The sequence below is a fragment of the Schnuerera sp. xch1 genome, from assembly GCF_019931165.1.
Lineage (GTDB): Bacteria > Bacillota > Clostridia > Tissierellales > Tepidimicrobiaceae > JAIOUP01.
The window spans coordinates 21,953-37,654 of record NZ_JAIOUP010000022.1 but is presented as its reverse complement, the minus strand read 5'-3'; the positions used below and the strand labels follow the sequence as shown (position 1 = coordinate 37,654).

The 15,702-nt window shown below is 30.2% G+C and carries 12 protein-coding genes and 1 other annotated feature; of the genes, 10 read left to right on the top strand and 2 right to left on the bottom strand.

Annotated features, from left to right (window positions below; genetic code table 11):
- Window positions 1-245, top strand: a 245-nt coding sequence (locus tag K8M07_RS11830) for a protease complex subunit PrcB family protein (RefSeq protein ID WP_223379187.1), incomplete at its 5' end; no start/stop codon positions are given.
- A gap of 182 nt (window positions 246-427) precedes the next feature.
- Window positions 428-1,534: an AI-2E family transporter gene (locus tag K8M07_RS11825; protein ID WP_223379185.1), complete on the top strand. Its 1,107-nt coding sequence runs from the start codon at window positions 428-430 to the stop codon at window positions 1,532-1,534.
- Between the two features lie 29 nt (window positions 1,535-1,563).
- Here K8M07_RS11825 and K8M07_RS11820 read toward each other — a convergent pair whose 3' ends face one another.
- Complete coding sequence (locus tag K8M07_RS11820) at window positions 1,564-2,142, bottom strand: 5-formyltetrahydrofolate cyclo-ligase (RefSeq protein ID WP_223379183.1); 579 nt, start codon at window positions 2,140-2,142, stop codon at window positions 1,564-1,566.
- 165 nt (window positions 2,143-2,307) lie between these two features.
- Between K8M07_RS11820 and ftsE the strand changes: the two genes are divergently transcribed.
- The 4 genes from ftsE to K8M07_RS11800 all read left to right on the top strand — a co-directional run bounded on the left by ftsE (window position 2,308) and on the right by K8M07_RS11800 (window position 6,351).
- Window positions 2,308-3,003, top strand: a complete 696-nt coding sequence (ftsE, locus tag K8M07_RS11815; protein WP_223379181.1) for a cell division ATP-binding protein FtsE — start codon at window positions 2,308-2,310, stop codon at window positions 3,001-3,003.
- Between the two features lie 28 nt (window positions 3,004-3,031).
- Window positions 3,032-3,880 (top strand): permease-like cell division protein FtsX, encoded by an 849-nt coding sequence (gene ftsX / locus K8M07_RS11810; RefSeq protein WP_263282550.1) that lies wholly within the window; start codon window positions 3,032-3,034, stop codon window positions 3,878-3,880.
- A gap of 21 nt (window positions 3,881-3,901) precedes the next feature.
- Window positions 3,902-5,038, top strand: coding sequence for a murein hydrolase activator EnvC family protein (locus tag K8M07_RS11805; RefSeq protein WP_223379178.1), 1,137 nt, complete (start codon window positions 3,902-3,904; stop codon window positions 5,036-5,038).
- 89 nt (window positions 5,039-5,127) lie between these two features.
- Window positions 5,128-6,351 carry a S41 family peptidase gene (locus K8M07_RS11800; protein ID WP_223379176.1) on the top strand — a complete coding sequence of 408 codons (1,224 nt, stop codon included), beginning with the start codon at window positions 5,128-5,130 and terminating at the stop codon, window positions 6,349-6,351.
- Between the two features lie 50 nt (window positions 6,352-6,401).
- Here the strand turns inward: K8M07_RS11800 and K8M07_RS11795 are convergent, their stop codons facing one another.
- The gene (locus K8M07_RS11795; RefSeq protein ID WP_223379174.1) at window positions 6,402-7,985 is read right to left on the bottom strand and encodes a hypothetical protein; all 1,584 of its coding nucleotides are present in this window, start codon (window positions 7,983-7,985) and stop codon (window positions 6,402-6,404) included.
- A gap of 141 nt (window positions 7,986-8,126) precedes the next feature.
- Here K8M07_RS11795 and uvrB point away from each other — a divergent pair, with 141 nt between their 5' ends.
- The 4 genes from uvrB (at window position 8,127) to trpB (ending at window position 15,050) form a co-directional block, all read left to right on the top strand.
- Window positions 8,127-10,106, top strand: coding sequence for an excinuclease ABC subunit UvrB (gene uvrB / locus K8M07_RS11790; protein ID WP_263282549.1), 1,980 nt, complete (start codon window positions 8,127-8,129; stop codon window positions 10,104-10,106).
- Between the two features lie 65 nt (window positions 10,107-10,171).
- Entirely contained in the window at window positions 10,172-12,997 is a 2,826-nt protein-coding gene (uvrA, locus tag K8M07_RS11785) for an excinuclease ABC subunit UvrA (protein WP_223379172.1), read from the top strand.
- A gap of 116 nt (window positions 12,998-13,113) precedes the next feature.
- A complete protein-coding gene (locus K8M07_RS11780) occupies window positions 13,114-13,491 on the top strand; it encodes a hypothetical protein (RefSeq protein WP_223379170.1) in 378 nt (125 codons plus the stop codon).
- Between the two features lie 92 nt (window positions 13,492-13,583).
- Window positions 13,584-13,825: a binding site (T-box leader), on the top strand.
- Between the two features lie 49 nt (window positions 13,826-13,874).
- A complete protein-coding gene (trpB, locus tag K8M07_RS11775) occupies window positions 13,875-15,050 on the top strand; it encodes a tryptophan synthase subunit beta (protein ID WP_223379168.1) in 1,176 nt (391 codons plus the stop codon).
- Window positions 15,051-15,702: the final 652 nt, after the last annotated feature.

Here is a 15,702-nt window from a genome sequence, read left to right as displayed (position 1 = left end):
AAGAAATATATGTAGTGGTGACTAGAGGCGAAAAAAGGACAGGGGGATATAGTGTAGAAGTAGATACTATAATAAAAGAAAAAAGAGATGAAAATGATTTTGACTTAGTAGTTCGTGCAAAGTTTATAGACCCAGATCCTAGTGAGATAGTAACCCAAGGCTTCGACTATCCTTTTACTATTGTAAAAACAGATTTAGATACCATGCCAAAGAACGTTGATTTAGAAGTGAAATATGAACAATAAAATTTCAAAAAAAATATTAACAAACAATCAAAGGCCGTTCCTACATAAAAGATCTTACATAGTAGGGATAACCTTTGATTGTTTGTTTTTGTAATATTAAATTTTAGTATAGATAAAAAGGTTTTACTTTTATGCTCTACTAAAACATGATAGAATATAATAAATATAGGAATTCTTAGGAGGTGGAAAAAATAGAGAAAAAATTTAGTTATATTAAATATTTTATATTATTAGTCTCTTCTTTAATAATATGGAAGATAATAGATAGTCCAGGAATATTAAATACCATCATGAATATATTAAAGCCTTTTGTATGGGCTTTTATAATAGCATTTGTTTTGAATTCATTACTTACAATTTTAGAACTAAATTTTAGTTTAAAGCGATGGATGAATATTATAATAGTTTATATTATTTTTTATGGAATCATAGTATTAGCTATAACGATAATTACACCAAGGGTAATTGAAAGTATGCTAAATATAGGTAAAGAAATTCCTAACTATGCACATATGACTCAAGAATGGCTTTCAAGAGTTCCTGATTATTTAATGGAAATTGATAATTATGGACTTATTGATTTTATTCAGTCTACTATAAATGATCTTTTTTCTAGATTGGGGGATGGTATTAGCATAATCATTGATAGGACATTAATGCAGGTAATATCTATAACTTCTCTTCTTATAAATTTTATATTAGGCTCTTTTATATCTATTTATATGTTAATGGACAAAGAATATTTTGCTAAAAATCTTACTAGATTGATCTATGCAATTTTTCCAGTAAAGAAAGCGGATTGGATTATAGAATTAGCAAGTGATACTAATGAGGCATTTTCAAAATTTTTGGTTGGGAAATTATTAGACTCCTTAATAATAGGAGTATTGTGTTTTATTGGGTGTAACATATTAGGTATAAAATATGCTACATTAATCAGTATAATAGTAGGAATTACAAACATGATACCATATTTTGGACCTTTTATTGGTATGATTCCTTCTGTAATAATAACTCTGTTTGATAGACCATTGAAAGCATTAATAGTATTAATTTTTATATTCATATTACAACAATTTGATGGTTGGTATTTAGGCCCAAAGATATTAGGTGGAAGAGTAGGAGTTAAACCTTTTTGGATTATGTTGTCAATATTAATTGGTGGTGGCTTCTTTGGAATGTGGGGAATGTTATTTGCTGTTCCGATTACTGCAGTGATAAAGAACATATTACAAAAGTATATTATCAAACAGCATGAAAAGAAAGGGGTAACTTTAAATAATAAATGATAGAGGGTAGACTTACAAATCTACCCTCGCTATCTAAATTGTTTACAATCAATTATTCTTTCTTCGGTTATAATATAATCTACAGGAATATCATATGTACTAATAGGAATTGTCTCGGATAATTGCATTTCAAAACATAACCCAATTTTTACTACATCTGTAGTTTTATTTAGAAACCTGTCGTAATAACCTCCACCATAGCCTATTCTATATCCATCTTTAGTAAAAATAAGTCCTGGCACTAGAACTACATCTATTATATTTGGAGATACCTCTCTAATATATTTATTTTGTGGAGTTAAAATATCGTAAAAACCTAATTCTAGTTCTTTATCAAAATCTTTTAGTTCTGAAACTATCATTTTCTTTTCCTTGGGAACAGTAATAGGAACGCCTATTCTTTTTCCAGCAATAATAGATTTTTTGATAATATTATGAGTATTTATTTCCTCGTCAGTACTAATAAAAGTAAAAATGAAGTTGGATCTTTTAAATGGTTTAAAATTAAATAGATTATCTTGAATAATCTTAGATTTTTCCATTCTCTTTTCTTTGGGAAGATTCCTTCTTTTTTCAATCATAGTCTGTCTTAATACTTTTTTATCCAAAATTACCACCCTTTACTGTTTATTTATTACTTAGTTTATATTATAATATATAATTATAGTAAATATATAAGTAATAAAAAATTATTTAGAAAGAGTATTTATATGATGTATGATATAATTATATTATTATACGTGTAACATTCATAAAACATTGAGGTGAAATATTTGATAAAGTTTGTCGATATAACTAAAGAATATAAAAATGGAGTAATAGCATTGTCTAAAGTAAATTTATCAATAGCTAAAGGAGAATTTGTATTTTTAGTAGGTCCCAGTGGAGCTGGGAAATCAACTTTGATAAAACTTTTACTTAAAGAAGAAAATCCCACACATGGGAGAATATACCTACATAATACAGATATTACTAAAGTTAAAAATAGAAAAATTCCTTTTATTCGAAGAAATGTAGGGGTAGTATTTCAAGATTTTAGATTACTACCAAATAAAACTGTATATGAAAATATCGCATTTGCAATGGAAATAATTGGAGCGCATCCAAAGGATATAAGAAGAAATATTCCTATGGTATTGAGTATGGTGAATTTGAGTAAAAAGGCATATAATTATCCGAATCAACTTTCCGGTGGAGAGCACCAAAGAGTTGCTATAGCAAGAGCAATTGTTAATAGCCCTCCAGTGTTGATAGCTGATGAACCTACCGGGAATTTAGACCCTGAGACAGCTTGGGATATTATGAAAGTGCTTAGAGATATCAATAGACGTGGGACAACCGTATTGATGGCTACTCATGCTAAAGATATAGTAGATGTGATGAAAAAGAGGGTAATAGAAATTGAAAAAGGAGAGATAGTAAGAGACGAAGAGAAAGGTGTGTATGAGCATGAGATTTCGAATACTTAAGAATATAATCAAACAAGGATTTCAAGGGATGTGGCGGAATAAGGGAATGGGGTTAGCATCTGTCACTTCTATAACAGCAGTATTAGTTATCCTTGGACTTATTCTTATAATGATATTAAGTTTAAATAATGTTGTAATAGATACACAGGCTAAATTTGATGAAATACAGATATTTTTACAAGATGATATAACTGAGGAACAATTCAAAAGAATTGAAGATGAAGTAAAAAATAGACAGGAAGTACTATCGGCTGTATATCAATCTAAAGAGGAAGCGTTAGAAACTTGGAAAGAAGAATGGGGAGATGAAGGTTATTTATTGGAAGGTCTAGAGCCTAATCCATTACCAAATACTCTAATAATAAAATTAAGAGATATTGAGTATGCAGATAAAGTAGTAGATAGTATCGAAGGATTACAGGGAATAGAAGAAATACAATATAACCAGGATATTATAGATAAGCTAGTTACTTTTGCTAATTATGCTAGAGCAGGGGGACTGGTCATAGTTGGTATTTTATTATTGGTGTCAATTTTTATAATATCAAATACTATAAAACTTACTGTAACTGCTAGAAAAAGGGAAATAGGCATTATGAAATACGTTGGAGCTACTAATGGATATATACGAGGACCATTTATTATAGAAGGACTATTATTTGGAGTAATTGGAGCTATTGTATCTATACTAATTGTTAATTTTGGATATGGTTATCTCTTTAATATTCTAAATGATAGGTTGTATGTATTGTTTACTGTATATTTAATTTCACCTACTACTCTAATTAAAGATATATCGATTATTTTTATTGCAATAGGTGCTGGAATCGGAGCATTAGGAAGCCTTGTTTCGTTAAAGAGATTTTTAAATGTGTAATAAAGGAGGATAAATTGGAATATGAGTTGGAAAAAGAAGAAGATAGTTTTATTATTAGCTATAACATTGTTGTGTAATTATGCCTTGGTTTTTGCAGACAATGTTGATGACTTAAAGAGAAAACAGCAGAATGCTCTAGAAAAAATGGATGATGTAGAAGGTCAAATAAATGACTTAAAAAGTCAAACCAATGATGTAAGTACTCAGATGGAAGAATTGGACAAGCATATGAATATTGCAGCATCTGAGTTAGAAGAAGTAGAAAATGAATTGAAGGGTTTGAATGCTGAGATTGAAAAGACCGTTAATGAACTAGAAGAAGCAGAAAAAAATATTGATAAAAAACAGGATGTATTTAATGATCGTTTAAGGGTAATGTATAAAAAAGGGAACGTAGGATTCTTAGAAGTGTTATTGGCGTCAGCAGACTTAGAAGATCTTTTATCGCGAAGGTCGATGATAGAGACTGTCGTAGAACATGATACAGATTTGATTAAGTATATGAAGGAACAAAGAGATATAATAGATAAAAAGAATACTGAACTAAAAGCTCAGAAAGCTTCTGTAGAGACCACTAAAAGTAGATTAGAAGCTAAAAGAGATGAATTAGTTACAGCTTCAAGAGCAAAAGAGTTTTTAATGAATGATTTGACGAAAGATTTAAAAAAGGCCGAAGAACAATATGATAATTTAAATCAATTGGCTAAGGATATCGAATCTGAAATAGTGAGGAGACAACGAGTAGATGGAGATTATTCAGGAGGAGTCATGAGTTGGCCAGTACCTGGACATACAAGAATATCTTCATATTTTGGGTATAGAGTCCATCCGGTATTGAAAACTAAGAAATTACATACAGGATTAGATATCCCTGCACCTACTGGAACAAGTGTTATAGCAGCAGCAGGAGGAGTAGTAATATATTCAGGTTCATTAGGTGGGTATGGCAATGCTATAATGGTAGATCATGGAGGAGGTATTGTAACTTTATACGGTCACAATTCATCTTTGGTAGTTGGTGAAGGAACTAAAGTAAGCAAAGGTGATACAATAGCTAAAGTAGGTAGTACAGGCATGTCAACCGGACCTCATTGTCATTTTGAAGTTAGAAAAAATGGGTCTTATGTAGATCCTATATCATGGGTAAAAGGGGAATAATCCCCTTTTTTTTATTCCTTTATATGGTATAATGTTTAGGTAGACTTAATAAAATAGAATACATAATCCAAAATATTGAGGTGAAGAATATGTCCAAGAAAAGAGCAATAACTTTAATGATAGCATTGATTGTTGTTACAAATGTTATCACTTTTGCTATAAGTAATGTAATAACTATAAGGTTTCAAGATAAAGTTATTATACCGGCTGATGAATATAATATATTGAATACCTATTATATGGAGCATTCAAAAGCTATAGAATTAGAAAATTATATTAAACAAAATTTCTTAGGGGAAGTTGATAGCCAAAAATTTATGGATGGGCAATTAAAGGGTATGTTTCAAGCCTTAAATGATCCATATTCTGTATATATGAACCAAGATGAATTCAAAAGTTTTACAGAAGAAACTGAAGGAATTTATGGTGGTATAGGTGTAATAGTAACTCCTGGAGAAAATAATCTTATAACAGTTGTATCGCCTATAGAAGATACTCCTGGAGAGAGAGCGGGGATAAAGACAGGAGATAAGATTGTAAAGGTAAATGGGAAAGAGTTTACAGCAGACAATATGGATGGAGCTGTTAAGTTGATGAAAGGAGAACCTAATACATCAGTTACTATAACCATCCTAAGAACAGATAAAAATGGAAATAATAAATATATTGATATGGATATAGTTAGAGAAGAGATAAGGCTGGAAACAGTAAAATCCGATATAGTAGATGATAACATTGGATATATAAAAATTACTTCTTTTGATGAATTAACTTATGATGATTTTAAAAATGATTTGGATTCATTGATGGATAAGAATATTTCTGGACTTATATTGGATTTAAGAAATAACCCAGGAGGATTATTAAACATTTGTGTAGACATTTCAGATGAGTTGTTAGGAGAAGGAACAGTAGTTTATACTGAAACTAAAAATGGAGAAAGAGAATATGAAAATTCAGATGAAAATCATGTAGACATTCCTCTTGTAGTATTAGTAAACGAAGGTAGTGCAAGTGCTTCAGAAATATTAGCTGGAGCAATTAAAGATCATAATAGAGGAACCCTTATAGGGAACAAGACCTTTGGGAAGGGAATAGTTCAAAGAATTAGACAGTTAAAAGATGGTTCAGGCTTTAAATTGACTGTGTCTGAATACTTTACTCCTAATGGAACAAATATCCATGGTATTGGTATTGAACCTGAAATTGTAGTTGAACTACCTGAGGATATACAAGAGATAGGAATAGGAAATTTAGAACAGGATACACAACTTCAAACTGCTATAAAAGAGATCAAAAATATGATTAAATAGTACAAATAGAAAGTATTAAGGAAAGATAAAATGAACCTAATAGGTTCATTTTATCTTTTTGTATAATCCAATTTTATTAAGTCAACACAATAAATATTATTTATATTTTTATCTTTATATGGTAATGTCAATGTTATATAAGCTTTATATTTATTAGAATTTAAAAATATACTGTTACTATTCAATTTAGAAATGGATTCAATAGATTCATCATGCATATTGTACTTACTGAGTAAATATTCATCATTAAATGTAGTTTTCTCAACAAATAATAGATTTTCTTCATTTAATTTGTAATAATTCGTTATGTTATAATCTAAAATATGTGGGAAATAGTCTTTGTCAGCATTATATATTTTCAATATATTTTTATTTTTTTCTTCTATATTTTCTAAATATACTATATTTTGGCTATCTAAAAAATTAGGATTAAATCCTGACCCTATTTTTTCAAAATTTACCCCATCTTCTGTTGTATAAATATTTTTATTTAAAGAATATTTATCTGGTTCAGCAAGGACAATTTTGTTATCTAATATATCAAATGATTCAGCAGATTTATTTAAAGTAAATTTTACATTTGATTTATTTTTTTCCACATTGTAAACTAACAATGTAGTTGTTTTGTTTTCAATATCAAAAAAATATAGATTATTATTATCTTTCCATTGCATCAGTTCTGGATGCGGATAATTAATGGGAGTTATTTTATAAGCAACTTTACTTGACGTATTTATTAGGTAAAGATCACTTTTAGATTCATCGACCTCAATCAATGAAATATATTCACCATTTGGATTGAATGATGCAGACTGTATTTGATATTTTGTATTATATAATTTGATTTTTTGCTCTGAAGTTATATCGTAAATCCACAAACTTTCATATGGAGTATTATTTTCTATATGTTGTCGTTTATAGATAAGACAATTATTAGGTAAATAATCTAATAATTGGCCTTCATCAATATATGTAGAAATATCTTGTTTCTGAGATTTTAATACATCTCCTGTATTAGCATCTGCTTCTACGTGGAGGTTAAATAATGGTGATTTTGGATTTCTTCTGTTTATTACATTGGTAAAAAAAATATCCCATGAGATTTGATCATTTAATTCTTTTAATTCTACTTCTGGGGTAGTATTAGGTGAAATATCAAAATCAGCATAGACTTTTTCTAAAATTTGAGTTTTATTAAATTTTATAGATATCGGTTCGTAATTTTGAGCTACAATATTAAAATTTAAGTTTGTTAAATCTTCCAAAATAGAATCTTCAATTTCTAATATCACTTGGGGGACTGCTAATTGAGATTTATTTTGCTTTAATAAACGTTGTATGTATATATTAATAGTATTTTTGTTTTTAGTGACTTTTTCTACATTGACTCCAGAACTCCTTATTAATCCAACATTTGTCAACAGCTTTAGATTTCCATTTTCCTCAATAACCTCAATATTGGGATCTGTAGACTGAAATCCTTTAGATAATACTATTTGTTCAATTTCAAAATCTATAGGATTTTCTTCAATGGATTCGTCCATGGTTGAAAGTTGCTTTTCTTTACTATGACTACATCCAGATGACGTTAATAAAATAGTAAAAATAATTAAAAGGAATAACGTTTTTCTCATAATTAGCTCCTCCTTCTTTAATAGTTTATACTATTAGCAGGGATTGTTCAATATTTTTTTGTTTTAACAAAAATATTTTGACAATAAATAATAATATAATATAATAAAATAAGAACATTCGTTCAGCAAGAGGTGAAAATAATGACTAAATTTAAAATAAAGTCGAACTATAAGCCAACTGGCGACCAACCGAAAGCTATAGAAAAATTATCTAATGGAATATTAAATAATTATAAACACCAAACTTTATTAGGAGTAACTGGCTCTGGTAAAACATTTACCATGGCCAATGTAATTGAAAAGGTGCAAAAACCTACTTTGGTGATTGCTCATAATAAAACTTTGGCTTATCAATTAGCTAGTGAATTTAAAGAATTTTTTCCTGACAATGCAGTTGAATATTTTGTATCATATTATGATTATTACCAACCTGAAGCATATGTACCCCAATCGGATACCTATATAGAAAAAGATGCATCTATAAACGATGAAATAGATAAGCTTAGACACTCTGCTACAGCAGCATTATTTGAAAGAAGAGATGTTATAATAGTTGCTAGTGTTTCATGTATATATGGACTAGGAGATCCTATTGATTATGAAAATCTAGTGGTATCCTTAAGACCTGGAATGGTTAAGGATAGAGATGAAGTAATGAAAAAATTAATAGACATTCAATATATAAGAAATGATATAAATTTTGTGAGAGGTACTTTTAGAGTAAGAGGAGATGTTCTTGAAATATTTCCAGCAGCATCTAGTGGCAACACTATAAGGGTTGAATTTTTTGGAGATGAAATAGATAGGATAGTAGAAGTTAACCATGTAACTGGAGAAATCATTGGTGCTAGAAATCATGTATCAATATTTCCTGCATCTCACTATGCAACATCACAAGATAAGATAGAAAGGGCTATTATCGGTATAGAAAGTGAATTAAAAGAGAGATTAGAGGAATTGCGATCTCAAAATAAACTGTTAGAAGCTCAAAGATTGGAACAAAGAACCAGATATGATATTGAAATGTTAAAAGAAATGGGATTTTGTCAAGGAATAGAAAATTATTCTAGACATTTAAGTGGAAGACCAGCAGGTAGCAAACCCTATACTTTAATAGATTATTTTCCTGATGATTTTTTGATAATGGTAGATGAATCCCATGTAACTATTCCTCAAATTGGAGGTATGTATGAAGGGGATAGATCTAGAAAATCAAATTTAGTTGAATATGGATTTAGATTACCTTCAGCTTTGGATAATAGACCTTTAAAATTCAGTGAATTTGAAAATCACATAAATCAGATAATGTATCTTTCTGCTACACCTGGTCCTTATGAAAGAGAACATTCTGAACAAATAGTGGAGCAGATTATACGGCCAACAGGATTATTAGACCCAAAGATAGATGTAAGACCTATAGAAAATCAGGTTGATGATTTAGTAGATGAGATAAGAATTAGATCGAAGAAAAAAGAAAGAGTTTTAGTAACTACTCTGACAAAGAGAATGGCTGAAGATTTAACTGATTATTTTAAGGAGATAGGGATTAAAGTAACTTATCTTCACTCAGATATTAATACCATTGAAAGAATGGAAATAATAAGAGATTTAAGACTAGGGAAATATGATGTTTTAGTAGGAATAAATCTATTAAGAGAAGGATTGGATTTGCCTGAGGTTTCTTTAGTAGCTATACTAGAAGCAGATAAGGAAGGCTTTTTAAGATCAGAAACTTCATTAATTCAGACAACAGGGAGAGCTGCAAGAAATGTATCTGGCCAAGTTATTATGTATGCAGATACAATAACTAAATCAATGAAAAAGGCTATAGATGAAACCAATAGGAGAAGGGAAATACAAGAAATATATAATGAACAACATAATATAACTCCTAAATCTATTGTTAAGGATGTAAGAAATGTAATAGAAGCTACCATAGCCTTAGAAGAAGAGGAAAAATATAAAGCAGATGTATTTAATGGAGAAGAACTGGATTCAATGATAGAAGGATTAAAAGAGGCTATGTTAAAAGAAGCAGAAGAATTAAATTTTGAAAAAGCAGCAGAATTAAGGGATAAAATGATTCAACTTAAAAAGATGAAAGAAGCAGGACTACAGTAGCTTGCTGATCTAATAATTTGAGTAGAGGCCAAATATTGTGAATCATAGAATGAGGTGAAAAATACTTGGAAAAGGATAAGATAATTATTAAAGGTGCTAAAGAGCACAATTTAAAAAATATAGATTTAGAATTGCCTAGAGATAAATTCATTGTGATAACAGGATTAAGTGGTTCAGGAAAATCCTCATTGGCATTTGATACTATCTATGCAGAAGGTCAAAGAAGATATGTAGAGAGCTTATCAAGCTATGCTCGTCTATTTTTAGGACAGATGGAAAAACCAGATGTAGAGTATATAGAAGGTTTGTCGCCTTCTATTTCTATTGACCAAAAAACCACTAGTAGGAATCCTAGATCAACAGTAGGAACAGTAACAGAAATATATGATTATTTAAGATTATTATTTGCTAGAATTGGTACTCCTTATTGTTATAAATGTGGTAAAGAGATAACCAGTCAAACTGTTGATCAAATGGTAGATAAAGTAATGGAGATGGAAGATAGAACAAGAATACAAATATTAGCTCCAGTAGTTAGAGGTAAAAAAGGAGAGCATAAAAACATTATTAAAAACATCAAAAAAGAAGGATTTATAAGAGTTATAGTAGATGGTGAAATGCATGAAGTAACAGATGATATAAAAATGGAAAAAAATAAGGAACATAATATTGAAATTGTAATAGATAGAATTATAGTTAAAAAAGGAATTGAAGGCAGGCTTTCAGATTCAATTGAGATGGCTTTAAAATTAGCGGATGGGTTAGTTATTATAGATGTAATAGGTTATGACAGAATACTGTTTAGTTCAAAGCTTGCATGTCCTGACTGTGGAGTTGCAATAGAGGAGTTATCTCCAAGAATGTTTTCATTTAATAGTCCATTTGGAGCATGTCCAACATGTAATGGAATAGGATTTCATAAAAAAATAGAAAAAGATTTAGTAATACCGAATTTAGAGTTAAGTATAAATGAAGGAGCTATTGCACCATTTAATGTTTCTAATAAAACAGGTTATTATTATCAAATATTTAAGACTATAGCAGAAGACTATGGATTTGATATGGATACTCCACTAAAGGATGCACCTAAAAAATTCATGGATGAATTGCTATACGGAACGAATAGGACTATCTCCTTTAAATTCGACAGCCGTTATAGTGGTGTTAGAAATTATGAAGGAACTTTTGAAGGGGTTCTCTCTAATCTGGAGAGAAGATATAAAGAAACCAGTTCTGATTATATGAGGAATAAAATAGATGAGTATATGGCAGAAATACCTTGTCATACTTGTGAAGGTAACAGATTAAAAGAAGAAGTATTAGCAGTAAAAATAGGTGGATTGAATATATCTGAGGTTACGGATTTATCAATATCCAAAGCTATAAAATTCTTTGAAAATTTAAAGCTTAACAAAAGACAGCAATTGATTGGCAAACAGGTATTAAAGGAAATAAAAGAGAGACTTAGGTTTTTACAGGATGTAGGATTAGATTATCTTACACTTTCAAGAAGTGCTGGTACTTTATCTGGAGGAGAATCTCAAAGAATTAGATTGGCAACTCAAATAGGATCTAGTCTAGTAGGAGTAGTATATGTTTTAGATGAACCAAGTATAGGATTGCATCAAAGGGACAATGCTAAGCTTTTAAAGACATTGAGGAATTTAACTGATTTAGGAAACACTTTAATAATCGTGGAACACGACGAAGATACCATATATAGTGCAGACTATATAGTAGATATTGGACCAGATGCAGGAATTCATGGTGGACATATAGTAGCCCAAGGGACTGTTGAAGATATAAAGAACAATCCAGAATCTATTACAGGACAATATCTGTCAGGCACTAAAAATATAGAAATACCCAAGAAAAGAACCAAACCCAATGGCAAATGGGTAGAAGTGATTGGTGCGAAAGAAAACAATTTAAAGAATATAGATGTAAAAATTCCCCTTGGAGTATTTACCTGTATAACAGGAGTATCAGGTTCCGGCAAAAGCTCTCTTGTAAATGAGATACTATATAAGAGTTTAGCTCAAAAGTTGAATAGAGCAAAAACAAAACCAGGGAAGCATAAGAAGATTAAAGGAATAGAAAATTTGGATAAGGTAATAGTAATAGACCAGTCTCCAATTGGAAGAACTCCAAGATCAAATCCTGCTACCTATACAGGAATATTTGATTATATAAGAGATGTATTTGCTATGACCCCAGAAGCAAAGATGAGAGGATATGATAAAGGGAGATTTAGTTTTAACGTAAAAGGAGGAAGATGTGAGGCTTGTAAAGGTGATGGTATATTGAAGGTAGAAATGCATTTCTTACCTGATGTATATGTACCATGTGAAGTATGTAAGGGTAAAAGATATAACAGAGAAACACTGCAAGTGAAATACAAAGGAAAGACTATCTCAGATGTATTGAATATGACAGTAGAAGAAGCCTTAGAATTCTTTGAGAATATACCTAGAATTAAAAGGAAACTAAAAACTTTATTTGACGTAGGGCTAGGATATATTAAACTTGGTCAATCTTCAACACAATTATCTGGTGGAGAAGCTCAAAGGATTAAATTGGCTACAGAGTTAAGTAAAAGAAGTACAGGAAAAACCATATATATACTAGATGAACCAACAACAGGACTTCATATGGCTGACATTCATAAGCTTATAGATGTTTTAAGTAAGTTAGTAGAAGGAGGAAATACAGTATTAGTAATAGAACACAACTTAGATGTAATAAAAACCGCAGACTATATAATAGACCTAGGTCCAGAAGGTGGAGATAAAGGGGGGATGGTAGTAACTACTGGAACGCCTGAGGAAGTGGCTAAAGTAGAAGAATCATACACAGGACAGTTCTTGAAAAAGATATTCAGACAACAATAAATTAATCAATAAAAAATTATAAGAGTCTATTTTTCATCTTATTTGATAACTAATGACAATGGCCCAAGTTATAAAATTTTCTTTTTTGTCAATAATTCCTCTCAGGAGGGATTTATATGAAAAAGAGAATTCTTACTGTTGGAATAGTAGCTATACTTTTACTTGCTTTTTATACAACAGCATTTTCAAATGATGGAAGTAAAAAAGATTATGTAGATTTTCCTGAAGCTGATTATTCAAATGGAGAAAAATTTGTATATGGCTCTATTCAGAAATTGAATTATGAAAATAATGAGATGATTATAGAACAACATTTGGATGATAATAGTTTAAAGATTAGTCCAATATTAAAAGTAAAAGAGGATGTAATAGTTATTCTTCAAAGAAGTGATAAAAAAATGAACATTGATTTTGAGGATCTGAAAGTGGGAGATAAGTTTGGTATAGTACTAGATAGACTTGGTGTAGTTAGAGGGATTATTATAAATGTCTAAAGGATAGGAATTCTTATCCTTTTTTCAGTTTCACAAAATTACTTGTAAAGATAGAAAAGATAGTATATAATTATCTCTAAATAATTATAAGAATAAATTCTTTGATGGGGAAGAGTAGTTGAAGTTGATTATTTACAGAGAACTGGGAATGGTGAGATCCCAGCAATATAGATTTTAATGAATGGACCCTGAAGAAGCTGTGTGAAATCTAAAGAGAGTATCATTTGCCGGCAGCCAACCGTTATCTATGGACAGGACATGTTAGTGTCCCATTAAGAGCGATGCTTTTGTGCATAATTTAGGTGGTACCGTGAATTTGACCTTCACCCTGATATTTTAAGGGTGAGGGTTTTTTTTATTAATAAATATAAGGAGGAAAGATTATGGAAAGATTTAATGGATATTTTGGACAATTTGGCGGTAGTTATGTACCAGAATCATTAAAGGAGGTGTTGTTAGATTTAGAGAATATATTTTATAAATATAGGGAAGATGAAGAATATTTAAAGGAATTAGGGTACTATTTTAAACAATATGTTGGTAGAGAGAGTCCACTATATTACGCAAATAGATTGACTAAACATGTTGGTGGAGCAAAGATATATTTAAAAAGAGAAGATCTTAATCATACCGGTGCGCATAAAATAAATAATGCTTTAGGACAGGTACTGTTAGCTAAAAGATCTAATAAGAAAAAGATAATTGCAGAAACGGGAGCAGGACAGCATGGTGTTGCGACTGCTACAGTTTGTGCATTATTTGGGATGGATTGTACTATATATATGGGTGCAGTGGATGTAGAAAGACAAGAACATAATGTCTTCAGAATGAAAATATTAGGGGCTGATGTAATTCCTGTGCATGATGGTAATGCTACTCTGAAGGAAGCTGTTGATAAAGCATTGGAGGATTTTGTATTAAATTCTAAAGATACTTTTTATTTAATGGGCTCTGCTGTTGGGCCTCATCCATATCCTGTTATGGTAAGAGAATTTCAAAGCATAATAGGGAAAGAAACAAAAAAACAGATATTAGAGCAAGAAGGACGTTTGCCTGATTATTTAATTGCTTGTGTAGGTGGCGGTAGTAATGCAATAGGATTGTTCTATCCTTTTGTAGATAATAAGACAGTAAAAATGGTAGGAGTTGAGCCTGCTGGGAAAGGTATTAATTCGGGATTTCATGCTGCATCTATATCTGGAGGTGAGGTGGACATTATACATGGATTCAAAAGTTATGCTTTAGATGAATCAAAAGTTAATATTTATTCCATTGCAGCAGGACTTGATTATCCTGGAGTTGGGCCAGAGCATAGTTACTACAAAGATATTGGAAGAATAAAATATGATACCATTACAGATAAGGAGGCAATGGAAGCTTTTCATAAACTATCAAAATTAGAAGGAATTATTCCTGCTTTAGAAAGTTCTCATGCTGTTTCATATGGTATTGAATTAGCATCTACTTTATCGAAAGATAAAATAGTTATAATAAATTTATCTGGAAGAGGAGACAAAGATATGAATCAAATAATGGGAATGAATAATAAAAGAATATGATATAATTACCGAATTTAACTGAGAAAGCCTTGCCTATGTTAATAGGCGGGGATGAATCGGGTTTTAATATATTGCTTATATAACCTTTATGTATTATAATATATATGAAACATTAGTTCTGAACTATTAAAAAGTACGTTAAAATCAAAGATGATAATATGTAATTAACCTATGTTCTAGAGTTTTTAAAGCTAACTAAAAGAAAACAGAATATATTTCTAAATGTAGTTAAGAGTCGACAAATTATCGCTGATAAATTTAAAGCAGGAAAAACTAAGTTAAGCTCTGGTGACTTTAAAGAGATAAATCTACTCATTGAATATAAAGCTGAATTAGTTGAGATTAAGGTAAAATATATTAACCCAAAAAACATACCTCTCAGAGTTGTTCTAAATGTGCTAAGGTTAAAAAATCTAACGTAAAGCCAATCTATATTCTTGCGAGTGTGGTAATTATATTCACGCTGATTTAATGCAAGTAGAAATATAGCTAATAAATATTTAGAACAACAATCTGCCTAGATGGTAATAGTATAGGTGCCTAAGTTGGTATATCCATATCTTAGGAGGACTGATGGCATAGTCTAAAGTTTGCGTCATACTTGCCTACCAGAAATGGACTGGCATTTAATCAGCAACAACCTCGTAAATTC